18 protein-coding genes are annotated in these 23499 nt (G+C 49.6%); 3 read left to right on the forward strand and 15 right to left on the reverse strand.

Features of this window, described 5'->3' with window-relative positions:
- Window positions 1-22 precede the first annotated feature (22 nt).
- From AAHB90_RS09285 to AAHB90_RS09355, 15 genes are all read right to left on the reverse strand, one after another.
- Window positions 23-616: a NuoI/complex I 23 kDa subunit family protein gene (locus AAHB90_RS09285; protein ID WP_090156069.1), complete on the reverse strand. Its 594-nt coding sequence runs from the start codon at window positions 614-616 to the stop codon at window positions 23-25.
- Between the two features lie 18 nt (window positions 617-634).
- Entirely contained in the window at window positions 635-1714 is a 1080-nt protein-coding gene (nuoH, locus tag AAHB90_RS09290) for an NADH-quinone oxidoreductase subunit NuoH (RefSeq protein ID WP_342084657.1), read from the reverse strand.
- Window positions 1715-1752: 38 nt separating this feature from the next.
- Window positions 1753-2868, reverse strand: coding sequence for a 2Fe-2S iron-sulfur cluster-binding protein (locus AAHB90_RS09295; RefSeq protein ID WP_342084658.1), 1116 nt, complete (start codon window positions 2866-2868; stop codon window positions 1753-1755).
- Window positions 2869-2885: 17 nt separating this feature from the next.
- Entirely contained in the window at window positions 2886-4403 is a 1518-nt protein-coding gene (locus AAHB90_RS09300; RefSeq protein ID WP_342084659.1) for an ArnT family glycosyltransferase, read from the reverse strand.
- On the reverse strand, window positions 4403-5743 hold the full coding sequence (gene nuoF, locus AAHB90_RS09305) for an NADH-quinone oxidoreductase subunit NuoF (RefSeq protein ID WP_342084660.1): 1341 nt from the start codon (window positions 5741-5743) through the stop codon (window positions 4403-4405). The genes AAHB90_RS09300 and nuoF overlap by 1 nt, the downstream gene beginning before the upstream one ends.
- Window positions 5744-5773: 30 nt before the next feature.
- On the reverse strand, window positions 5774-6271 hold the full coding sequence (nuoE, locus tag AAHB90_RS09310; protein ID WP_342084661.1) for an NADH-quinone oxidoreductase subunit NuoE: 498 nt from the start codon (window positions 6269-6271) through the stop codon (window positions 5774-5776).
- Window positions 6272-6295: 24 nt separating this feature from the next.
- Window positions 6296-7522, reverse strand: a complete 1227-nt coding sequence (nuoD, locus tag AAHB90_RS09315; RefSeq protein WP_342084662.1) for an NADH dehydrogenase (quinone) subunit D — start codon at window positions 7520-7522, stop codon at window positions 6296-6298.
- A 17-nt stretch (window positions 7523-7539) separates the two neighbouring features.
- Window positions 7540-8040: an NADH-quinone oxidoreductase subunit C gene (locus AAHB90_RS09320; protein WP_342084663.1), complete on the reverse strand. Its 501-nt coding sequence runs from the start codon at window positions 8038-8040 to the stop codon at window positions 7540-7542.
- A gap of 5 nt (window positions 8041-8045) precedes the next feature.
- Complete coding sequence (locus AAHB90_RS09325) at window positions 8046-8588, reverse strand: NADH-quinone oxidoreductase subunit B (RefSeq protein WP_015813533.1); 543 nt, start codon at window positions 8586-8588, stop codon at window positions 8046-8048.
- Window positions 8589-8615: 27 nt separating this feature from the next.
- Complete coding sequence (locus AAHB90_RS09330; RefSeq protein WP_090375516.1) at window positions 8616-8990, reverse strand: NADH-quinone oxidoreductase subunit A; 375 nt, start codon at window positions 8988-8990, stop codon at window positions 8616-8618.
- A 197-nt stretch (window positions 8991-9187) separates the two neighbouring features.
- The gene (locus tag AAHB90_RS09335; protein ID WP_342084664.1) at window positions 9188-11353 is read right to left on the reverse strand and encodes a T9SS type A sorting domain-containing protein; all 2166 of its coding nucleotides are present in this window, start codon (window positions 11351-11353) and stop codon (window positions 9188-9190) included.
- A 251-nt stretch (window positions 11354-11604) separates the two neighbouring features.
- Complete coding sequence (locus AAHB90_RS09340) at window positions 11605-14805, reverse strand: sialate O-acetylesterase (protein WP_342084665.1); 3201 nt, start codon at window positions 14803-14805, stop codon at window positions 11605-11607.
- Window positions 14806-14879: 74 nt separating this feature from the next.
- The gene (gene obgE / locus AAHB90_RS09345) at window positions 14880-15887 is read right to left on the reverse strand and encodes a GTPase ObgE (protein WP_342084666.1); all 1008 of its coding nucleotides are present in this window, start codon (window positions 15885-15887) and stop codon (window positions 14880-14882) included.
- A 25-nt stretch (window positions 15888-15912) separates the two neighbouring features.
- Window positions 15913-16485: an adenylate kinase gene (locus AAHB90_RS09350; protein ID WP_342084667.1), complete on the reverse strand. Its 573-nt coding sequence runs from the start codon at window positions 16483-16485 to the stop codon at window positions 15913-15915.
- Between the two features lie 157 nt (window positions 16486-16642).
- Complete coding sequence (locus AAHB90_RS09355; protein ID WP_342084668.1) at window positions 16643-17482, reverse strand: T9SS type A sorting domain-containing protein; 840 nt, start codon at window positions 17480-17482, stop codon at window positions 16643-16645.
- A gap of 168 nt (window positions 17483-17650) precedes the next feature.
- On the opposite strand from AAHB90_RS09355, the gene AAHB90_RS09360 reads away from it, so the two are divergent.
- The 3 genes from AAHB90_RS09360 (at window position 17651) to fbp (ending at window position 23475) form a co-directional block, all read left to right on the forward strand.
- Window positions 17651-19492 (forward strand): sensor histidine kinase, encoded by a 1842-nt coding sequence (locus AAHB90_RS09360; protein ID WP_342084669.1) that lies wholly within the window; start codon window positions 17651-17653, stop codon window positions 19490-19492.
- A gap of 78 nt (window positions 19493-19570) precedes the next feature.
- A complete protein-coding gene (locus AAHB90_RS09365) occupies window positions 19571-22213 on the forward strand; it encodes a valine--tRNA ligase (protein WP_342084670.1) in 2643 nt (880 codons plus the stop codon).
- 266 nt (window positions 22214-22479) lie between these two features.
- Window positions 22480-23475 (forward strand): class 1 fructose-bisphosphatase, encoded by a 996-nt coding sequence (gene fbp / locus AAHB90_RS09370; protein ID WP_342084671.1) that lies wholly within the window; start codon window positions 22480-22482, stop codon window positions 23473-23475.
- The last annotated feature ends 24 nt before the right edge of the window (window positions 23476-23499 follow it).

A 23499-nucleotide genomic window follows, 5' to 3' on the forward strand; every position in this document is an offset into this window, starting at 1 on the left:
GCTGACAGTCTTGGTTTACCAATCAGGGAATAGCTCTGGGAACGACGTTGGTGACCTCACCGCTGGCTCTTTTGGCATCCAGCGCACGTGCTTCTTCCTTTGTCCACGCTTCGCGGGTATAGCGGTTGTTCATATCTTCCACGAGAAGGTCTTTACCCCAGATCACCTGATCGCGTTCCGTAAATACGGGAACGAACTCGTCGTGGCGCAGGTAAACGGCCTGTTTAGGGCAAGCTTCCTCGCAAAGGCCGCAGAAAATGCAGCGGAGCATATTCACTTCGTAAACCGCCGCGTATTTTTCTTCACGGTACAGATTTTCTTCTCCTTTCACGCGTTCGGCTGCCACCATTGAAATTGCTTCGGCAGGGCATGCTACTGCACACAATCCACAGGCTGTGCATCGCTCACGGCCGTCGGCATCCCTTTTCAGGATATGTCTTCCGCGGAAAACCGGTCCCAGGTACCGTTTTACCTCAGGATATTGGATCGTTACTTTCTTCGCAAAAAAGTGCTTGATCGTAATCGCCAGACCTGTTGCAATAGCAGGCAGGTAGGCGCGCTCCGCCAGCGTCATTTGTTTATTGCTTACTTGCTTTGAGCGATTTGTCAATTGCATGGCAATACGATTTTGGAATTAATTCAACCACGCGGTGATCGCAGGCTTCAAGAAAAGCACGGCTGCACCGGTGATAATAATGTTAAAAATAGCAAGAGGGATCAGCTTTTTCCAGCCCAGGTTCATCAACTGGTCGTAGCGGAAACGCGGGATCGTCCAGCGTACCCACATGTAGAAGAACACGAAGAACAATGCTTTTCCGAAGAAAACAGCCGTTCCGATCAATGTGGCAATGTTATGGCCTGTTTCAGTACCCAATGACTTCACCAGCTGCTCATACACGAAATCCATTCCAGGGTAGTTGTAACCGCCAAAATAGAGCACCGAAATGATCGCCGAGGAAATGAACATGTTGATATACTCCGCGAACAGGTAAAAACCCAATTTCATACTGCCATATTCGGTATGGTAACCCCCTACAAGCTCCGTTTCGCATTCGGGAAGGTCAAATGGTACACGGTTACATTCCGCGAAAGAGCAGGTGATGAAAATGATGAAACCCAGCGGCTGGTAGAAGATATTCCAGTTCATGCCATGCTGCTGCGCCACGATCTCGCCCAGCGAAAGAGAGCTGCTCATCATCAGGATGGCAATGAGGGAGAGCCCCATTGCTACCTCGTAGCTAATATTCTGCGAAGCCGCACGGATCGCTCCCAGCAGCGAGAATTTGTTGTTGGAAGCCCAGCCACCGACCATGATGCCGTAAACGCCCAGCGCTACGACGCCGAAAACGTAAAGGATACCGATGTTTGACTCCACCCCCTGCAATGCCACTTCATGGCCTGCAATGCGGAATGTGCTGCCGAAAGGAATTACGGCGCTGGCGAGCAATGCAGTAAGCATCGCAAGGCTCGGGCCTGCGATAAAGAGCCATTTGTTCGCTAATGCGGGAATAAAGTCTTCTTTGAAAAACATTTTACCTGCATCGGCAAGCGGTTGCAAAAGTCCGCCCCAACCGGCGCGGTTAGGCCCGCTGCGGTCCTGAATGAAACCCGCTACCTTACGCTCAGCCCATGTAGAGTACATGGCGATGACGAGGGTGAGGCCGAAAACGACAACAATCGTTGAGGTTTTAACAAGAAATTCTACTAAATCCATTTGAAAGCAATTTTATCCGGCTGCTTTTACTGATTCTCCTAATTATTGTTGGCCGCCAGTGAACGGTGGTTGGCCTTATCGTTATTCTCGATGCTCTGGTGACGGATCGTTTCCTCGTCGGTAACGTACGGACGCGAATCGTCGATCTGTTTGAACTGCGTTGCTGCCAGTTTCAATGCGAAATCAGGCTTGGCGACCAGATCTTTACGGTATTTATTGGCAGAAATCACGGAGCTGCGTTTTACTTTCGTAGGGCCTTCCAACACCCATGAGCTGGTTTGCTTGGTCTCAAAACGGCAGGTATTGCAAATAAAATCATTCACCTCGCCCCAGGTGTTCTTGCGGGCTGTAACGCGGATCACCTCGTCGCCGCGGTACCACAATGTCACTTTGCCGCAGCATTTGTCGCAGTCGCGGTGTGCGTCTTCGGGTTTCGAGAACCACACACGGTTTTTGAAACGGAAAGTCTTGTCGGTCAATGCGCCTACCGGGCAAACGTCGATCACGTTTCCGGAGAAGTCGTTGTCGATCGCTTTTTCAATGTAAGTGCTGATTTCCGAAGCATCCCCGCGGTTCATCACGCCGTGAACACGTTTGTCGGTGATCTGGTCGGCGGTGTACACGCAGCGGTAGCAAAGAATGCAGCGCGTCATGTGCAGCTGCACGTGAGGACCGATATCGATTTTATCAAATGTCCGTCGATCCTCCTCGTAACGGGTTTTTACCGAACCATGCTCAAATGCGAAATCCTGCAAATGACATTCACCGGCCTGGTCGCAAATAGGGCAGTCGAGCGGGTGATTGATCAGCAGGAACTCCACAATGCTCTTGCGGGTATCGAGTACAGCCTGGTTGGTCGTGTTTTCCACTACCATACCATCCTGCACCTGCGTGATACAGGAAGGAACGAGCTTCGGCATCGGGCGGGGATCTTTGGCAGAACCGGCGGCTACCCTTACCAGGCATGCACGGCATTTACCTCCGGAAGCCGAAAGCGGTTTATAGTAACACATCGCCGGCGGTACAAGGTGCCCCTGGCTGTCATCTGCCTCGGCGATTTTGCGCGCCGCCTGCATGATGGTAGTACCAGGTTCTACTTCGACCTCGATACCATCGAATGTAATTTTCAACAATTGGGGTTTAACTTCTTCCATGCCAGTAATACATTATGCTATCTCTTTTCGGCCTCGTAAATATCATACGAACCCATTGTTGAGCTATATTTCAGCGTATTCGCAAAATTATAACCCAGAATGTTTGCAGGAGCTTTGCCTTTTGGTGAAATCACGTAACGAATTCCTTTCTCATCAACCATTCGCCTGAACTCGTCGTAGTTGAATGTACCGTTCTGGTCCGCAAGGTAAACCAGATCGGGGAAAGGAATCAAATTATTTTTAAATAGAAACAAACTCAAAAAGAATCCCTGAAAATTCTCTGCCGGGCATATGTACACATGTTCCGTTGCTTTCAGGTTCTTTTGTTCATGTAAATACGCCGCCACTTTACGATCTTCTATATAAAGCGCTTCAAAATTACGGAACGTACCCGATTTGTATTTCATAAACACATATAGGGAGCAATGCAGAAACACAAAAATCATCAACAATGCTGTGCCCGTTTTGACGAAACTGGTTTTAAGCCCGGTCAAATCACTCTTCATGGAAAAGAACAGAACCAGCTGGATGACCGCCACAATCAGGTAATCCTGGTAGTAACCTACTCCCGCACCGATTTTGAAAGCCGTTGAGGTTGCGAACAGGAAGAAAAGCGCGGATGCGATCACCAGAAAAAGGTAAAAGCTTGTGGGACGATAATAGATCGTATATGCGCTTACCAAAATATTCACCACCATCAGAGGCGCGAATTGGAACAGCCAATGCTGTAATGTCCAGTCGTAAAACCAACCCCAGCTTGTCGAATTGGCGACACCGCCCACAATGTTGAGAAAGAATAGGTCAACGGTATTGATGGGGAGGATAGCCAGGTACAAGCCGAATATCAGCAGTCCAAATCCTGTAAGTTTCAGAACCATCCTGCAGTCCCGCCGGATCAGCCAGAATACGCCGGCTGAAATGGGAAGAATGGAGCCGCTTTGTTTTACAAAAAATGCTGAAACACCGATGAAAATAGCCAAAAACCAGAGTTTCTGATCATTGTTTTCGAATGCGTAATATACCGAGACGATGAAAAGCGTCGTCAACAATACCAGGAGACTATCGGGGCGGGAGGTTGTCAGAAACCAGAACGACAAAACATGAAAGAGTGCCAGCCCCGTTAACAGGGCGGTGATCTTTTGTTTTGTGACCCGGTAAATGAAATAACCCGCTATGCTCACGGTAGTTAATGTAAAAAAGTTCGATACCAGGCGACTGGCCAGATATATCTTGTGGACATCCGTCGCTGTCCATCCTGCGATTTTCACGAAGAACGTAACGATCGTAAAGTATAGTGGTGTGTACTGGGTTAGTCTGAACGGCGCTTTTTCCGGGTCGGTGTAAATATCCTGACCGTCCAACAGGAGCTGAATAGCGGCGATCCCGCTTGCCTCGCTTCCTGAAATGTCGGGCGAGTAGCTGAAAACGGCTTGCATTTTTACGACCAGCAATGCAATACCACTGAGCAGCCCGAACAACACCGACAGCAACAGCGATTTGTCTTTAATCCAAACAAGTCCGCTTCTAACGTTCATCAACCTAATACCATTTCACCCATATAAACCGCGCCAGGCTGTGTTGCTTCCTGCGGGTGGGTGATATGCCACACAAATTCATCCCTGAAATGGCGGATTGCGCTGGCTACGGGCCAGGCCGCTGCATCGCCGAGCGGACAAATGGTGTTACCTTCTATTTTCTTTGAAATATCTACTAGCAGATCGATGTCGTGCATGCTGCCATGACCATGCTCGATGCGGTGGAGGACTTTCTCCATCCAGCCTGTTCCTTCGCGGCACGGGCTGCATTGTCCGCAGGATTCGTGGTGATAAAAACGCGAGAAGTTCCAGGTATTGCGAACGATACAGGCTGTTTCGTCAAAGACGATAAATCCGCCTGAACCCAGCATGGTACCTGTTGCAAAACCGCCGTCGGAAAGCGATTCGTAAGTCATCAGGCGGTCTTCGCCGGCCGCTGTTTTCGTAATCAGGTTTGCAGGAAGAATGGGTACGGACGATCCGCCGGCAACCAACGCTTTCAGATAGTGCCCTTTACGGATACCGCCGCAATATTCATCCGAATTCAAAAACTCATCTACACTTACACCCAACTCGATTTCATACACGCCGGGTTTTTGAATATGACCGGATGCTGAAATCAATTTTGTACCGGTACTTCTTCCGATTCCAATTTGTGCGTAGGCGTCACCACCATTGTTGATAATCCACGGCATATTGGAGATGGACTCCACGTTGTTCACTACCGTAGGGCTTTGGTAAAGTCCTTTTACAGCAGGGAACGGCGGTTTATTTCTTGGATTACCTCTTTTTCCTTCAAGAGATTCGAGCAATGCGGTTTCTTCACCACAAATGTAAGCGCCTCCGCCAGGCTGCACGACCAGTTCAAGGTCGTAACCGGAACCAAGAATGTTTTTACCTAAAAATCCTTGTGCTTTCGCTTCCGCAATCGCTTTTTCCAGAATGCGGATCACATACATGAGCTCCCCGCGTACATAGATGAACGACTTGTTGGCGCCCAATGCAAAGCTGGAAATGATCATACCCTCGATCAGCAGATGAGGGATGCATTTCATTAAATGGTGATCTTTGAAAGTACCCGGCTCCGATTCATCGGCATTACACACGAGGTAACGGGGAACGCCCTCGGGCTTGGCCAGGAAGCCCCATTTCATTCCCATCGGGAAGCCTGCTCCGCCTCTGCCGCGCACGCCTGATTTTTTCGCTTCTTCCACAACCTCTTCCGGGGTCATGGTTTTGATAGCTTTTTCAACGGCAGTATAGCCTCCCTGTTTGCGATAAACATCGAAGGTTTCGATACCGGGGACATTAATATGCTCCGTTAAAATTTTTCTAGCCATTTGAGGATAATATTTTCAGCTTCTGAAAGCTTATTTACTTAACTCTTCTATGATTTGGTCGACCTTCTCATTGGTCAGGTTCATGTAGAACTGCTCGCGGATCTGGAAAACCGGTCCCCAGCCACATGCGGCTAGGCATTCTACTTCTTTCAATGTAAACAGGCCATCGGCGGTGGTTTCACCGGCTTCGATACCCAGTTTTTTCTTCAAATGACCGTACACATCTTCTCCGCCCATGAGGCAGCAGGGGCCTGTACGGCAATACTCGATTACGTGCTTGCCCACCGGGTCGAGGTGGTACATGGTATAAAAGGTAGCTACCTCGTAAACCTCCACAGGTTCTATACTTAAAATACCTGCCACATAATCCATCACTTCGCTGCTCAGCCAGCCCCATTGTTCCTGGGCTATGTGCAAAACAGGCAGGAGAGCCGATTTCTGGCGGCCCTCCGGATAACGTGCGATAATTTCTTTTACTGTTTCAAGTCGTTCGGGTGTGAACGCAACCAGATTAGGTGATTCGGTCATTTCTAAATAGGTCTTTAACAAACTTTAAGCGTCCAGTTCACCTGCAATCACGTTCAAGCTACTCATCGTCAGGATCGCATCCGACAGTGATGAGCCTTTGCACATTTCAGGATATGCCTGATAATAAATAAAGCTTGGTCTGCGGAAATGCAGACGGTATGGTGCCCTGCCGCCATCGCTGATCAGGTAGAAGCCCAGCTCGCCGTTTCCTCCTTCCACAGCATGGTAAACTTCGCCGGCCGGTGCGTCGATTTCGCCCATTACAATTTTGAAATGGTAAATAAGCGCTTCCATATTACGGTAAACCTCGTCTTTCGGAGGCAGGTAATATTCGGGAGCATCGGCGTAATAGGGTCCTTCGGGAAGGTTATTGATGGCTTGCTCAACGATTTTGAGACTTTGCCACATTTCTTCATTACGGACCATGTAGCGGTCGTAAGTATCGCCATTCTGTCCGATGGGGACGTCGAATTCAAAATCTTCGTAAGATGAATACGGGTTCATCACACGCACATCGTAATCCACACCCGCAGCACGCAGGTTAGGGCCTGTAAAGCCGTACGATAATGCTCTCTCGGCAGAAATCGGACCTACATTGATGGTACGATCCATGAAAATCCGGTTACGGTTGAGCAGCTTTTCCAGCTCTCGCAAAACCGGCGGAAACGATTTAATGAACTCCTTGATCTTGCGGATAGCCGTGCTCGAAAGATCACGTTCCATACCACCAAGACGGCCCATATTGGTCGTGAGGCGGGCCCCGCAAACTTCCTCGTAGATTTCATACACTTCCTCGCGCTTCTGCATTACATACAGGAAGCCGGTGAATGCACCGGTGTCAACACCGAGGATACTGTTACAGATAATATGGTCGGTAATGCGCGCAAGCTCCATCATGAGCACGCGGATGTACTGCGCACGCTTGGGAACTTCCACGCCCAACAGCTTCTCCACCGTCATATGCCATCCCAGGTTGTTGATCGGGGAGGAGCAATAGTTCATGCGGTCGGTCAGCGTGGTGATCTGGTAAAATGGCCTTCTTTCAGCAATCTTCTCGAACGCGCGGTGGATATAACCGATCGTCTGCTCACCGGAAACGATCTTTTCACCATCCATTTTGAGGATGTTCTGGAAAATACCGTGGGTGGCAGGGTGTGTCGGGCCGAGGTTGAGGGTGGTCAGTTCTTCTACGAGTTCGGGCAACTCGCTTTGAGAAGGGACATTATGCGGTAATAATTCAATATCTGCCATATCTTACTCAATATAGGTCATCGGCCGAAAAGGGCGTCAATTTTATCTTCACGGGTCGCGTCTTCCAACGGATATTCCTTGCGCATCGGGAAGTAATCCATTTCCTCGATGTTCAGAATGCGTTTGAGGTTCGGATGTCCATCAAACAAGATACCAAAAAAATCGTAGGTTTCGCGTTCCATCCAGTTGGCGCTCGCGAAGAGGCCGGTGGCTGTCGGAATATGAATATCGGCCGCAGAAAGGGCAACTTTAATGCGGATGCGGAAGTTGTGCACGAAACTGTGCATATGGTAAACCACCACGTATTCCTGGCCTGCATTATCGGGATACTGAACACCTGTAATATCGGTCAGGAATATTACCTGATAGTTTTTATGGTCTTTCAGGAACTCCATTACGGGAATAATCTCTTCGCGGGTTGTTGAGAGCGTCAAAAGCCCGTAAGGTTCTTCAAAGTTGAAAACCTGGTCCCCGAATTTTTCCAAAAGCCCTTCGGCTACCTCCTGATTAGTAAGCATGGGGGTTACTGAATATTATATGATGCCAATAGTTCCTGGTATTCGTCGGTATTGCGGCGACGCAGCTTTTCGTTTTGGGCCAGATACTGGATCTGCATCAGACCATCGATGATCTGCTCGGGGCGCGGTGGGCAGCCTGGCACGTACACGTCCACGGGGATAATGCGGTCGATACCCTGCAATACGCTGTAAGTATCAAAGATACCACCGCTCGATGCACAAGCGCCAACGGCCATAACCCAGCGGGGCTCGGCCATTTGAAGGTAAACCTGCTTCACAACCGGCGCCATCTTTTTGGCGATGGTCCCCATGACCATCAGCAAATCGGCCTGACGGGGCGAGAAGCTCGGGCGTTCGGAACCGAAACGCGATATATCGTAATGCGCGCCCATCGTAGCCATGAACTCGATCCCGCAGCACGAAGTAGCAAATGGCAATGGCCAAAGCGAGTAGCTACGTGCAAGACCGATCGCTTCGTCGAATGAAGTTGCAAAAAAACCGGATCCGCTATGTCCTTGCGGAGCCTCCACTATCTTTACTTCTTTCATAATTCTTTGTATTTCAATGTTCGAAGCCTATTCTTCCCAGTTCAGCACGCCCTTGCGGATTACGTAATAGAAGCCGGACAGCAACAGGGCCATGAACAATAACATTTCTACAAATCCGAACATTCCCAGACCCTTGAAATTTACGGCCCAGGGATACATAAAAATGACCTCCACATCGAACAGGACGAAGAGAATAGCCACCAGAAAGTACTTCACCGAAATAGGGGTCCTGGCGTCGCCAACCGATTCGATACCACATTCGAACGGGTCGTCTTTCTTTTTGCTTTTGCGGCTCGGACCGATGAGGTGGGTGACAATCATCGTGCCACCAATGAAGCCGGCGGCAAGCAAAAATTGCACAATGATGGGTAAGTAGTCGGAAGGAAGATATTCGTTTTTCATTACAATGATCCGGTTACAAAGGGGCAGGAAAGCCGTAAAAACTGTTGCCATAGGGTTACATTCCTCCCCGTCTCTCAAAATTAGCCTTTGCAAATTTATCAATCAAATTCTTTCCTTTTTGTTTTGTCTAATTAGTATCATACTAAATAAGCCCCGTTGTGGCGGGGCTTATTTAGTACTTAATCAAGAAGAAATATTTATCTGATTACAATTTGCTTCGTAAGACTCTGCCCCTGGCCGGTTACGCGGAGAATATATTTCCCCGTTGGCAGAAGGCCCACTTCGATCTGCATCCGACTGTCGAGCAGCTTAGGCGCGGTGGATTTTATAAGGTTGCCACGGATGTCGAAAAGCTCAATTGCCGCGTCCTTGATATTATCCCTCGATTCGATGTAAATGTAAGCGCCCTGGCTTGGGTTGGGGTATATTACCACTTCGTTTTGCTCATTGGTTTTGAACTCCCGGGAAGCAGTATCGGAGTAGCAAACCAGGTTATTGCTGCCGATTGTGTAGGTAACCTTTGCCTTCGTAGTGTAAACACCGGATTTCAGGATCTTAAGCAGGGTAGCAGTCGTATCGCTTTCATAGCCGGGACGTCTCCAGATAAAGCTTTCATTCACTTCACCTCCTTCTGGAATGCTGGCCGAAATGCTGAAAGGCCCTGACGGTTCGATGGTCGGTTTTGAAATTTTGGCCCGGATAATCAGCGAGGACGCGGTTGAATTTTCGGAAGTGCATCCGAAAATGTTCTGGCTTTTCACAAAATAGCTGCCACTTTCTCCGAGCCTGGCAGTTGCGCCGGTCGCAACGGCTGTATTTGACCCTTCTTTGTACCAGCTGTAAATCTCTCCCCCGTTCTGAACAGAAAACTGAAAAGTTGAGTCCGCACAGGCTTGTTGCTGGCCTTGCTGGATAATGCTGGGTTGTACCGGCCTGGCTCCGTTGTCCAGGGTAACGATTGGCGTTAGGATCGAGTTGCCGGAGCCGTCTTTGACAGTAGCTCTGTAAGTACCGGCGTTTGTGACCTTGATAGAACTGGAAACTTCATTGGTATTCCATCTATAGGACGAATAGCCAGACGGAAGCGTCAATGTAACACCGTTGTTGTCGGTAACGCAAGCAGCGGTAACCGAAGGTACGATAGCGGGGCTCACTGGTGTTACGGTCGAAAAGAAGTTGGCATCCAGTGTTCCGGCCCAGGCGTTGGCCAGGATGGTCAGTGCCTTTACAGTTCCCTCGGTATCGTTTACACCTTTCCCGACGAAGTGCGTGCCATCGCCGCGGTCCGGCAGCAGGGGATCGGTTTCAGGGCCGGGGTAGGTAGGGTTAAAAGGCGTATTAAGGACCGCGTTTTGTGCATCAACGATCTTCGGGTTCACACTCGATTCGATATTGAAGCCTGCCGATGTCCGTGATGTCCGGGCGATTACCCAGGTAATGCGTTTTCCGGTATCAGAGCCAAGGCGGTTCATAATGAATTGAAGATCGCGGGTGTAATTCGCCGGTGGCGTATTAAATAATGCGTCAGTTTCGCCCTGCATCCAGAGAATAGCTCTCAAACCATACTGGTTGGCATAATTGCGTGCAGCTATGCGAAGGTTTGCGTAGGGCATTTCTGGAGAATACACAAAGCCGCCGTACATGTTTTTAGTAGTAAGGCCTTTTGCACTGCTTGCCCAGTTGTCAATGGAGGTACCCTCCCAGGCAGCATTGATGAACAGAACAGGGACGTTTAGTTTGGAAACGAGCTGGTCGCCGAGGAGGCCCCAGCACCAGGCCGACAGACCGCGCGGCGCTACAACGTTAAGATCCCTGCTTATTTTCTTGAATTCCGGCGGGGTTGGATCGGTAAGTCTGTCGATGGTGTCGTTGCTGTAATTGGAAACGTACAGAACCCGGTCGTCGGTGGCTGATGGTCCAGGATATAATCTGAGGCCCTGCGCATTTGATTGTCCGGCGATTATGAAGACTTCACCTACACCAAAACGGGCCAACACATCGCGGCCAATCACTTTTCCGTCAGAAATACCACGGACTTCCAGGGAGTACCAGCCGCCGATCAAAGTGATCGTTCCTGAAAAAACACCTCCTTCGGGTGCAGTTTGCAAGGTTTGCCAGGGTGTATCCACACCTTGCCCCTGAAGAACCGGTACCGCCCTTACTTCGATTTTCTCTACGGGCTGGGTGAATATACCGGTAACCTGAATTTCCCTCTGACCCGCTTGGTCTCTCTGATAGACAGACTGAAAAACGGGTGAAGTAATTCTAATAGGGGATCTCTCTTGGGAAAATGCTACCGACGAAAAAATACAAATCAACAGCAACGCTTTGGCCACTACCGGAAGAATAAATCTACTATGCATTGGGAATTCTGATACAGGTAAAGTTTTCTGGGCTCTAACGAAGTATAATTTTGTTAAAATGCTCAATTACAAAATGGTCACAAATGTAACGGAATATTTTCGCTAAAATATCACTATTCCGTTTTTTTGATCAATCGGGATATCGGCGCTGCCTCGCCGTTCGACTGGGTGCACATTTTCAAAATATAAAAAAGACGAAGCGTTTAATCCATAGCGCTTCGTCTTTTCCTGCCTTTCGGCAAGTCCGTTTATTATCTTACTATCACCAGCTTCTGCGTCGCAGTCAATGCGGACGAGTTAATACGGATGAAATACATTCCGCTGGCGAGGCCTGTCAGGTTGAAATACTTCGGGCTATCGAACTTCGGAACGCGGAAACTGCGGTGGATCACCCCGCGGCTATCAATAATCTGGACATCTGCATTCACCAGATCGGCGAATGTCTCGACAGTCACCCTTTCGGTGGCGTTGGGGTTAGGATAAGCCACGAAACCGGGGTTATTCGTGTCGAGATAGAACAGGAACGGCTCCGAGAAATCGGAATAACACGTAAGCGTTGGGCTGTAAACTATAGTATTATTTACGACGTAGCTCCCTGCCTTCACGGCTTTCAATGTCGCGCTGGTTTCTGTTAATTCTGAATTATTGTACTTCCACACGTGATCTCCCGCATTGAGATTATTCTCCGCGAACAGCGTATAAACTCCCGTCTTGCGGATTACCGGCACGCTCGGAGATGGTTTCACATCCACCGGCAGTGATGTAGAGTAGGGGGAATAGCACCCCTGTTGATCCTGAATACGCGCCGCGTAGTTGCCCGTTGCGAAAACCTCGATACTATCACCCTCAAGACCGTTGTTCCAGTAGAATGCACTGCCATTAGTGGCTTTCAGTACAATGGTATCGCCATCGCAGAAGGTCGTAGCCTGCCGTGCCGTTACCACAGGTGCCGGAGGAAGCGTGAGCGTTTGCGTGGAAATCTGGTTACTGGGATCGGAGTAGCATTGGAATTGATTGATAGTCTGCACCGAATACGTACCGGCAACCGTTACTTTCAAGGTCTGTGAGGACGTTCCGTTGCTCCACAAATAGCCTGCTGCGCTGGTTGAAGTCAGGTTAACGCTCAGGTCGGCGCAAAAAGTAGTCGGGCCATCGGCCGTGATGACCGGGGTAGGCGGCAGCGGATTCATCACTACGGCAACCACCGGGGATACAGGGGATACGCAACCATTTTCATCTTTGGCCGAAATAGTAAAATTGCCTGACGCACGGATTTCGATCTCCTGGCTGGTCGAGCCATTGCTCCAAAGGTAAGAATAGGCCTCACTGCTGCGCAATGTGGTGTAGTCACGCTCACAGAAGGTAGTCGGCCGAAGCGAGGTCACGACGGGAGTTGCTGGGAGCGGGTTCACTTTGACATTTACCTCATCCGAGGTAGATTCGCAGCCATTGGCATCCCGTTGCTTCAATGTGAATTTCCCGGTTGTTACTACTGCAATGGATTTGGTGGTAGCATTGGTATTCCAGATATTTCCGGTTTCGTAGTTTGAAGTCATGGTGACATTACCGCCGTCGCAAAAGGTCGTTTCTCCGCTCAGGGCAATGATAGGCTTGGCAGGCAGCGGGTTCACTTTCACAGTCACAGGGTCTGATTCTGGTGAGAAACACCCTACGGCGTCGAGGGCCCTTACCCGGTAATCGCCCGAGCTGACCACCGTGATGGTGGCATTGTTGGCGCCATTGGACCACACACTTTTTACTTTCGAGTCCGACGTCAGGTTCACTTCGCCGCCCTGGCAGAAGGTGATTGCCCCTGAGGCAGTGATCTTCGGTTTATCGGGAAGCGGCGAATTGAGTACCTGCATACTCACTTTTTGAGAAGCCGCTTCGCAGCCGTAAATATTCTTCACCGTAACGAAGTAATCGCCGCCGGTTGTTACCGGGAGTCTGTCGCCCGTTGCGCCGGTGTTCCATACCGCATTCTCGGAAGTGCTCGATACCAGCGTCGCAGTGTTGCCGATGCATACCGGGTTACTCCCTTCGACCGTCACAGTAGGCTGATTAGGCTGGATTTGTTCGTTTACACGTATTTCGGGCGAAAAAATGAAATTGCCTTTGTCATCGCGGGCCTTCACATAATAGGTACCGTTTCCTACTACGATGCTGTTGGAAGATTGTCCATTGCTCCAATTAAAAGAGTTCAATCCAACAGGGTCGGCGGTAAGGGTCACATTACCGTTACCCGCACAGCTTGCGGTGATCCTGAGAGGTCTTTGTGCTTGGTACGGCTCCGATCGGTTGAAAAAATCGTCCGTAAGCGAGTTGGCCCAGGCGTCGCCCAGCTGAATGAGGCCATCTCCCATAAAGTGGACGCCAAAAGGGGCGTTGTTCTCGCGTGGAATCTGGATAAGATCCGTGTTAGGGCCTTCGAAAACATTAGGCACAGAACTGATTACTTGCCTTTGCCCGTTTGTGACGTTCACGTCGTTAAGGCGGCCGTTGTCGTAGGAAGTAATGGAAACCATCCAGGAAATATTCCTTCCCGATTGATTTCGGCTGGTTTCGATGACGGTTTTGACGTTATTAAAATAATCTTGCGTGCTGATATCTTTGAAATTATCGGCCTCACCCTGAAGCCAGAGGACACCGCGAAGGCCGGTAATAGGAGTATATCGTTGAATAACATTGCGCAGGTTCCCATAAGGCATCCCGTCTGGTTTGATCCAAATAGGGGCGTAGACAGATTGAGTGTTGCCACTAATGCTTTCACTCCAGTTGCCGGACGACATGCCCTCCCAGCCTACATTAAAAAACAAGATCGGGACGTTAAGCCGGGACGCGAGACGGTCGCCCAGGCGTCCCCAGCACCAGGCGGCCGGGCCACGGGGGGAAATTTTGCTCTGGGCGTCGATGTGATGAAATCTGGGCCGTTCCGGTAATTCAAAAGGATATTCGCCGTATTCGTTATTGTCAATAGAATTAACACGGTCGTCCTGAGCTCCCTGGTTGTTAAACTTGAAGCCATTGTCCTGGGTATCCGCAAACCCCTGTGCGTTGGATTGTCCGGCAATGAGGAATACTTCGCCTACCCCGACATGGTCGATTGTTTTGGAATCCACCAGTTGATCGCCCTTCCAGCCTCTGACTTCCAGCCGGTACCAACCACCTTGGGCGGGAATGTACCCGGAGAAAAAACCACCCTGGATGCTGGCATCGCTGAGGTCCTTCCAGTCCCTGTCGAAGCCCTGGCCGGGCGCGAGAGCCGAGATCTTGGCTTCTACACGATCAATGGGTTTTGTGTAACTGCCTGAAATGTTGATGTTTGCGTTGTTACCCTTGTCACGTTGAAAAACGGCCCGATCGGAAGGAAAATCGATATTGATTTGTCCGTGTGCAGTGAAAGAAATAATGCTAAATACTACCCAATACAAATACGGTAGATAGTGTCTCATGGTGACTAAAATTCTTTGAAATAACTACTTGGACACACAAATTGCACCGAAAGGTTGCCTCTTTCAAGAAATTATTATTGTACGGGAAACGGCGAATTGATCAGTTCCCATATTTTATCTTTTAATTGTTCAATCCCTTCTTGGGTTATTGCAGAAATTAAAAGCGTTGGGATGCCGTTAGGTAGATTTTGTTGTAATGTAACCCGCTCTTCATCAGAGAGAACGTCCATTTTAGAGATAGCAAGGACGCGATTTTTATCAAGCAGCTGGGGATTATATAGTCGTAGCTCTTGCACCAGCGTCTCGTATTCGGCCTGAATGTCCTCACTGGTGGCAGGTACAATGAAAAGAAGGATGGAGTTGCGTTCGATGTGCCTTAAGAATCGTAAGCCAAGTCCTTTGCCCTGGGAAGCACCCTCGATAATACCCGGAATGTCGGCCATTACGAATGATTTATAATCGCGGTAGGGAACTACGCCCAGGTTGGGCACCAGGGTGGTGAAGGGATAATCGGCGATCTCCGGCTTGGCTGCGGAGACTACCGAGAGTAATGTGGATTTTCCGGCATTCGGAAAGCCTACCAGACCTACATCTGCCAATACCTTCAGTTCAAGAATAAACCAGTCTTCCTTACCGGGCTCTCCTGGCTGCGCGTATTGTGGGGTCTGGTTGGTGGCGGATTTGAAATGGTCGTTACCCATTCCACCGCGGCCGCCGCGGAGGAGGATCATTTCCTGCCCGTCCTCGGTAATTTCGAAGAGTTGTTCGCCGGTTTCGGAATTTTTGGCGATCGTGCCCAGCGGAACTTCAAGGATAATGTCCTTTCCGATCGCCCCTGTGCGCCTGCCGCCTTCGCCGCCTTTGCCGTCGAATGCCTTTACGTGCTTGGTATATTTCAAATGCAGCAATGTCCAGAGCTGGGAATTGCCTTTCAGGATCACGTGGCCTCCGCGCCCGCCGTCACCGCCGTCCGGACCGCCTTTTTCGACGTGTTTTTCACGCCTGAAATGCAGGGAACCGGCACCGCCGTTACCGGAGCGCGCATTAATTTTTACGTAGTCAATGAAATTAGAGGAGGCCATGTGAGTATAGTGAAAATAAGAGAGATCAGGCTGCTTCGATCGCTTCGGAGATTTCTCCGAAAATATGATCGATTTCGCCTATTCCGTTGATCGCAACAAACTTACCTTGTTCCTGGTAGTAGTCGGCAACGGGTTTTGTTTTGCTGTTGTATTCCTGAATGCGCTTTGCGATCAGTTCTTCGTTTTGGTCGTCGGGACGGCCTGACGTTTTGCCGCGGTTCAAAAGGCGTGCCAGCAGTTCGTCGTCGTCGACCGACAATGCCACCATTACCGAGATGCCCTCATTATAGCTGGCAAGCAAATTGTCGAGCGCCTCGGCTTGCTTCACAGTTCTTGGGAAACCATCAAAAATAAAGCCAGCCGCGCTACGGTGCTCTTTCAGCTTGTTGTCGATCATCCCGATCACCACTTCATCAGGTACCAGAATCCCCTGGTCCATTAAAGTCTTAGCTTTTAGTCCCAGCTCTGTTCCGGCCTGAATTTCCGAGCGCAGCAGATCTCCTGTCGAAAGGTGGATCAAATTGTACTTTGCAATTATTTTTTCACTTTGGGTACCTTTTCCCGCTCCCGGAGGGCCAAACAGTATAAGATTCAGCATAGTTGCTTCAAAAATTGATGTCGAGGTAGAATGGTGAATTTGCGGCAAAATTACAACTCTTACTATATGTTAGCGAAATTGTTGCATAATTTTTACAAGAAAAATCCCCTCCGTCATTGCTGACAAAGGGGATTCGCTATCGTAAAAGTGGCCCCTATCAGGGTATGACCACCCTTTTCACCGCTCCATCCTCATTTTGAACCACCGTTACGAACAGCGTTCCTTTTGTATTTTTCTTAAGTTCGATCTGGCCTACATAGTCACCTTCGAACTCGTGGATCTCTTTTTTACCTACTTCTTTGCCTTTGGTATCGGTTACCGTTACTGTCACGTTTCCTTTTTGCGGTACGCTGAAACGGAGGTTAAGGACATCGTCTGCGGGATTATTGGTATAGGCATTTAAAGAACGAATGCTGGCCGACTTTCCATTTTCGTGGTTATCCCATGCATAATCGAAACTTTTGCCAAAATTCTTCCCGAAATCCTCCATATCGCGCATCATCATCTTCGCTTTGGGATGGAAGTTCTTATCGAAATTCTTCTGGATCGATTTCATGTTTTCGTTGAATTTATCCGAATCCCAATCAAGGTCGTGTTTGAAATCGCCATCCCAGTGAAATACCATCGGCTCGCGCGGATCACGGTGATCGACGATCACTTTTTTACGCTTTTTGGCTGCGATCACACCGTCGGCTCCGTCGTCGACAGTGATCGAAATGGTCTGCTTGCGTTTCTTGTCCACATTCAGGGAGTCGAGCACCTCGTCGATAAACTTTTGCCTTTCGTCATCGCTCAGTGCGCCCACCTTGTAGCTCTTCTCGATGTCGCGGACTTTGCCGTTGTCGTCCTCGGTTACCCTGATCCGGATGCTCGTCTTTTTGTCGTCATCGTCCTTTTTAGGTTTTTTGTCGGATTGCGCCTGCGCAACGGATAGCAGTGCCGGTGCCACTATGAGCAGCAGCGACCATGTCAGTTTTTGAATAGATACAGTTTTCATAAGTGTTTTTGTTTTGAGTCTGAATGAATTGCAAAACCATGGCTATGTTGCTTGGGGCGTTGTTAAATAATGTTAAAAACACCTTTGGCCGGGCGCGAAGCGTTAAATTTGTTCTTGTCAAAATGTCGGGAAATGCACTGCCCGCGTTGCACATGGGAAGCGGAAATTATGACCAAAAGGAAAATACAAATCATAGTAGGGCTGATGTGCCTGGCCCTGATCGGCCTGATCGGTTTTCAATGGTACTGGATCAGGGAGGCGATTGCGATCAAGAATGACCAGTTCAATCAAAAGGTTTCAGAATCGGTGCAGCAAGTGGTACACCGGCTGGAAAAGCAGGAAATGATGTATTTGCTGCAACGGCGCATCGAAACCGAACAACGGAAAAGCAAGCTCGACCGCATAGCGCAACTGCGCGAAATGCCTATCAAACAGACGGTTCCGCAGAGAGCGAAAACACCTGTCCAGGAAGCAGCGCCCCGAATGCAGCCGCGGATGGAGATCGCCATCGGCCCGAACGGCGAGGAAATCCACTATCAGATCATTACCGAAGCCGTGCCTACCGATGTACTCAGCCCGAATTTCAGGGTGATGGTGGACCATCAGCAGCGTATTATGGAAGAGTTTTTCCAGGCCCAGCAATATGGCATGGCCGGTATCGATGAATTTATACGCCGCAGGATGGATGACGAGCGCCGTCTTGGGAATGCAATGCGTGGCATGGCCAATCCCGATATTCGGCGGAAAGGCAGCGACTGGACGAAAAAGGATTCGGTTGCCCAAAGCATTGCGAACAGGAAAGTCGCATTGCCGGAGAATGGCAAAAGCAGCAAGCAGAAAGCGCGGGCAATCCTCAGCTCTTCGGAACCCGACCGCGCCGAATTGCTGAAAGAGGTAATGAAGGATTTTATTTATACCAAACGACCCATCGAGCAGCGTGTGAACCGCTTTTTGCTGGATACTTTGTTAAAAAAACAACTGGTGCAGAACGGGGTGACATTGCCTTATGAATTTGCTGTACAGGGCGCTATGCGTGGTCGGTCAACCGACAGCCTGATATTCTCGACCGTGAGCATGCGTCCGGGCGAATGGGAAGAACGGTCGTATAAAGCGGCGCTGTTCCCGAGTGAGACGCTGGGTGCACAGAGTGCATTGTATGTGTTCTTCCCAGATCAGCAACGTTACATTCTAAGCAATATGGGCGTGATGTTTGGTGGCTCCGGCATTCTGATCATCGTGATCATGGCCTGTTTCTATATGGCCGTTACGACGATTCTCCGTCAGAAAAAGCTTTCCGATATCAAGAATGATTTTATCAATAACATGACCCACGAGTTCAAAACGCCTATTTCCACCATCGCCTTGGCGGCGGAAATGGCCCATGAGAATTCGGCCTCATTAATGGACCACCCGAAAGGCGCGCGGCTGGACCGCTACCTGGGCATTATCCGGGAGGAAAACAAGCGGCTCGGGACGCATGTCGAGAAGGTTCTGCAAATGGCGCTGCTCGATAAGGGGCATGTGAAGCTTAAAATAACCAACGCCAATATTCACGACCTGATTGGTGCGGCTTTAAACGGCCAAAGCGTGCAGATCGAGCAGAAGGAAGGCGAGGTCGATCTCAACTTTGATGCGGAAGAAGATGTGGTGGCGGTGGATGAGGTGCATATCTCCAATATTTTAAATAACCTGATCGACAATGCCATCAAATATTCGCCGGAAAAGCTCCATTTAGTCATTAATACCAGAAACGAGAACGCCGGCATAGCGGTGTCCATTACCGACAAGGGCATCGGCATGAGCCGCGACCAGCAGCAGCGCGTTTTCGACACTTTCTACCGCGTACCAACCGGCAATGTGCATGATGTGAAGGGCTTCGGGCTTGGGCTGAGTTATGTTAAAAAGATGGTGGAGGCGCACGAAGGTACCGTTCGCCTGCATAGCAAACCGGGTGAAGGAAGCACATTTACGATCTGGCTGCCGGTCCGCAAAGAGGAGCAATTAGTTTAGAAATATCGCCCGTAACCGCTAACTTGCCGTCTTTTTAAGATGACCAACCGACAGTTACGGTAAATTTCTGAACACGCAATGATTTCCAAAACTTATGCCCCTCAGGAGATAGAGGATAAATGGTACTCCTACTGGATCGAGAACAAGTTCTTTCAGTCGAAACCCAATCCGGACAAAGAACCTTACACCATTGTGATCCCTCCGCCGAACGTCACCGGCGTGCTGCACATGGGGCATATGCTCAATAATACCATTCAGGATATTCTTGTGCGCAAGGCGCGTATGGAAGGTAAGGAAGCCTGCTGGGTACCCGGCACCGACCATGCATCCATTGCTACCGAGGCCAAAGTGGTGGCGATGCTCAAAGAGCGCGGCATTAGCAAGCGCGACATTACCCGCGACGAATTCATCGAATATTGCTGGGAATGGACGCACAAATACGGCGGCATTATCCTGAAACAGCTCCGCAAACTCGGCGCTTCCTGCGACTGGGACCGTACGCGCTTCACGATGGAGCCGGATTTGTACGATTCGGTGATCGACGTTTTTATTGACCTCTATAATAAGGGTGATATCTACCGCGGTCACCGGATGGTGAACTGGGACCCGCAGGCACGTACGACCGTGTCCGACGAGGAGGTGATCATGAAGGAGGTGAATCAGAAGCTGGTTTATCTCCGGTATCCTTTGGAAGGGGAGAATGGAGGAGGGAGTATGGAGGAAGGGGTTGTGATTGCTACTACACGGCCGGAGACGATTATGGCGGATGTGGCGATTTGTGTAAATCCGGCGGATGAGCGTTACCAGCATTTGATTGGTAAAAAGGTGTTGATTCCTTTGATTAACCGGGCTATTCCAATTATCGCGGATGACTATGTGGAAATGGAGTTTGGAACGGGCTGCCTGAAAGTGACGCCTGCCCACGATACCAATGACTACGAGCTTGGAAAACGCCATAACCTGCCGATCATCGATCTTTTGAACGAGGACGGTACATTAAATGAAAAGGCGCAGATACTCGTTGGCGAAGAGCGATTTGTCGCTCGTAAAAAAATCATCAAAATGCTCGAAGAGTCGGGTAACCTGGAGAAAGTCGAGGAATACCGCTCGAATGTGGGCCATTCGGAACGGACGGATTCGGTGATCGAGCCGCGTCTTTCGGAGCAATGGTTTTTGAAAATGGAGAAGATCAGCAAGCCGGCATTCGAGAATGTCATGAACGATACCGTTCAGTTGATCCCTTCGAAATTCAAGAATACTTACCGCCACTGGATGGAGAATGTGCGCGACTGGAATATCAGCCGCCAGCTCTGGTGGGGCCACCGCATTCCCGCATACTACCTGAACGACGGTACCATTATTGTTGCAAAGTCGAAGCGCGAGGCATTGCGCAAGGCCCAGCACGAATACCAGCTTTTTGCATTAACCGAAGAAGACCTTACCCAGGACCCGGATGTGGTAGATACCTGGTTCTCGTCGTGGTTATGGCCGATTTCGGTTTTCAATGGTATCAAAGAGCCTGATAATGCGGATGTAAACTATTACTACCCGACGAATGACCTCGTCACAGCGCCCGAGATCCTTTTTTTCTGGGTAGCGAGGATGATCATCGCGGGTTACGAGTACCGCGGCCAGTATCCGTTCAAGAATGTGTACCTGACGGGTATTGTTCGAGACAAACAGGGCCGCAAAATGTCGAAATCGCTGGGTAACTCGCCCGATCCGATCGATCTGATCGATAAATATGGTGCGGATAGCATTCGTACCGGAATGCTTTTCAGCTCGCAGGCGGGCAACGATTTGCCTTATGACGAGAAGCTGATCGAGCAGGGGCGGAACTTTGGTAATAAAATCTGGAATGCATTCCGTTTGGTAAAAGGCTGGACGGTGGATAGTGAGATTCCTGTTCCGGAAGGCTCGAAACTGGCGGTACAATGGTTTGAAAGCAAGTTGAATCAGACGCTGGCCGAAGTGCAGGATCATTTCTCCAAATTCCGTATTTCGGATGCATTGAATTCGGTTTACAAACTGATCTGGGACGATTTCTGTGCTCAGTACCTGGAAATGATCAAGCCGGGCTTCGAGCAGCCGATCGATCTTTCGACTTACGATTCGACGCTGGACTTCTTCGACCGGTTAATGCGCCTGCTGCATCCGTTCATGCCTTTCATTTCTGAGGAAATCTGGCAGAACATCATCGAGCGTCGTGAAAACGATTCGGTCTGTATTGCGCATTTCCCGCAGGCGGCCGAGTTTGACCAGGCTTTGCTGAATGATTTCGACGTGTTGTTCGAACTCGTTTCCTCGATCCGTAACCTGCGCAATGCAAAAGGTATCAGCCCCAAAACCGCATTGCCGCTGGCGATCCGCACCGAATCGACTGAACGTTACAATGCATTAACCCCGCTAATCGAAAAGCTGGCGAATGTAGAGGGCATCAGCTACGTGGCGGGAGAAGCGGAAGGAACTTCTTTCCGCGTGAAGTCGGATGAGTTCTTTGTGAACCTGGCCGATGAACTGGATGTGGAAGCGGAACGCGAGAATCTTTTGCGTGAATTGGAATATACCAAAGGCTTCCTCGACTCGGTGATGAAAAAGCTCTCCAATGAACGTTTCGTTGCGAATGCGAAAGGCGATATCGTCGAAAAAGAACGGGCCAAGCAAGCCGATGCCGAAGCGAAGATCGCTACGTTGACCGAGGCGCTGGCAAGGCTCAAATAAGCGCCATAGAATACAACTCTTTTATGAAGCACAGGGCATTAGCGCCTTGTGCTTTTTTATTATGCAAGAATACCGATTAATGTCTCGCGGACATTTAAAAAGTGCAACGCGACGACCACGTAAATGGCTCACCCTTAGGATTAATCAATGAATTAATGGAGATAAAATTATATTCATTTTTAAAAAAATTTATTAGTTAAAACTGTTTGAAATAGGAAAAATACGGGTGTAAATTTCCCTCCAATCTCATTGTAATTCAATTGACTATGGCGACGAAAACAGTACAGGACCTGGTGGTGCCGGTGGGTGTAACCCTCGACCGGTTTATCATGCACAGCCAAAGCGCGTTCCCGTATGCGACGGGCGAGTTGTCGCAATTGCTGCGCGACATTGCGCTCGCGGGAAAGATCATCAACCGGGAAATCAACCGCGCCGGTCTGATCGACATTGCGGGAGGGAACGGGACGGAGAATGTGCAGGGTGAAGACCAGCAAAAACTCGATATCGTCGCTAATGTCCGCTTTATCCGCGCATTGAAAAACGGAGGGGAGGTATGCGCAATCCTTTCCGAAGAAGAGGAAGACATTATCCATACCGGCAACAACCACGGCAAATACGTGGTAGCGATGGATCCGTTGGATGGTTCTTCCAATATCGATGTGAATGTTTCGATCGGATCGATATTTTCGATTTACAGAAGGGTAACACCTATCAACGGCCCGGCTTCGATCGAGGACTTCCTGCAAGGTGGGCGCAAGCAGGTCGCGGCGGGGTACATATTATATGGCTCATCGACGATGCTGGTATACTCCACCGGCGACGGCGTTAATGGCTTTACTTTCGATCATTCGCTCGGTGAATTTATTTTGTCCCATAAAAACATAGGTACACCTGCGGAAGGAAAGATTTACTCTGTGAATGAAGGGCATTACCACAGCTATCCGAAGTTTGTGCAGCAATATATTGCGCAATGCAAAACGAGAAATTTCAGCGCGCGGTACATCGGCTCGCTCGTCGGCGATTTTCACAGGAACATGCTCAAAGGGGGCATTTACCTTTATCCATCCACCAAAAAAGACCCGAAAGGCAAGCTGCGGCTGCTTTATGAATGCTATCCGCTGGCATTCATTGCCGAAAAATCGGGCGGGAAAGCGAGCGACGGCTTTGGCAGCATTCTCGACATTGCACCGGAATCTTTCCATCAGCGATCGCCCATTTACATTGGCTCGCCTAACCTGGTCGACGACGTTGTGAAGGGCTGATAACCGGCTACCGTTTTAGTTTTC

This window comes from Dyadobacter sp. OTU695, assembly GCF_038440355.1.
In the GTDB taxonomy this organism is placed as follows: Bacteria; Bacteroidota; Bacteroidia; order Cytophagales; family Spirosomataceae; genus Dyadobacter.

Coding starts and splice junctions, on each gene's coding strand:
- AAHB90_RS09285 (WP_090156069.1), bottom strand. CDS start 616: ATGCAATTGACAAATCGCTCAAAGCAAGTAAGCAATAAACAAATGACG.
- AAHB90_RS09330 (WP_090375516.1), bottom strand. CDS start 8,990: ATGAAAAACGAATATCTTCCTTCCGACTACTTACCCATCATTGTGCAA.
- AAHB90_RS09325 (WP_015813533.1), bottom strand. CDS start 8,588: ATGAAAGAAGTAAAGATAGTGGAGGCTCCGCAAGGACATAGCGGATCC.
- nuoH (WP_342084657.1), bottom strand. CDS start 1,714: ATGGATTTAGTAGAATTTCTTGTTAAAACCTCAACGATTGTTGTCGTT.
- nuoE (WP_342084661.1), bottom strand. CDS start 6,271: ATGACCGAATCACCTAATCTGGTTGCGTTCACACCCGAACGACTTGAA.
- obgE (WP_342084666.1), bottom strand. CDS start 15,887: ATGGCCTCCTCTAATTTCATTGACTACGTAAAAATTAATGCGCGCTCC.
- AAHB90_RS09335 (WP_342084664.1), bottom strand. CDS start 11,353: ATGCATAGTAGATTTATTCTTCCGGTAGTGGCCAAAGCGTTGCTGTTG.
- AAHB90_RS09350 (WP_342084667.1), bottom strand. CDS start 16,485: ATGCTGAATCTTATACTGTTTGGCCCTCCGGGAGCGGGAAAAGGTACC.
- AAHB90_RS09295 (WP_342084658.1), bottom strand. CDS start 2,868: ATGGAAGAAGTTAAACCCCAATTGTTGAAAATTACATTCGATGGTATC.
- AAHB90_RS09300 (WP_342084659.1), bottom strand. CDS start 4,403: ATGAACGTTAGAAGCGGACTTGTTTGGATTAAAGACAAATCGCTGTTG.
- fbp (WP_342084671.1), top strand. CDS start 22,480: ATGGCGACGAAAACAGTACAGGACCTGGTGGTGCCGGTGGGTGTAACC.
- nuoD (WP_342084662.1), bottom strand. CDS start 7,522: ATGGCAGATATTGAATTATTACCGCATAATGTCCCTTCTCAAAGCGAG.
- AAHB90_RS09355 (WP_342084668.1), bottom strand. CDS start 17,482: ATGAAAACTGTATCTATTCAAAAACTGACATGGTCGCTGCTGCTCATA.
- AAHB90_RS09365 (WP_342084670.1), top strand. CDS start 19,571: ATGATTTCCAAAACTTATGCCCCTCAGGAGATAGAGGATAAATGGTAC.
- nuoF (WP_342084660.1), bottom strand. CDS start 5,743: ATGGCTAGAAAAATTTTAACGGAGCATATTAATGTCCCCGGTATCGAA.
- AAHB90_RS09340 (WP_342084665.1), bottom strand. CDS start 14,805: ATGAGACACTATCTACCGTATTTGTATTGGGTAGTATTTAGCATTATT.
- AAHB90_RS09360 (WP_342084669.1), top strand. CDS start 17,651: ATGACCAAAAGGAAAATACAAATCATAGTAGGGCTGATGTGCCTGGCC.
- AAHB90_RS09320 (WP_342084663.1), bottom strand. CDS start 8,040: ATGCTTACTAATCAGGAGGTAGCCGAAGGGCTTTTGGAAAAATTCGGG.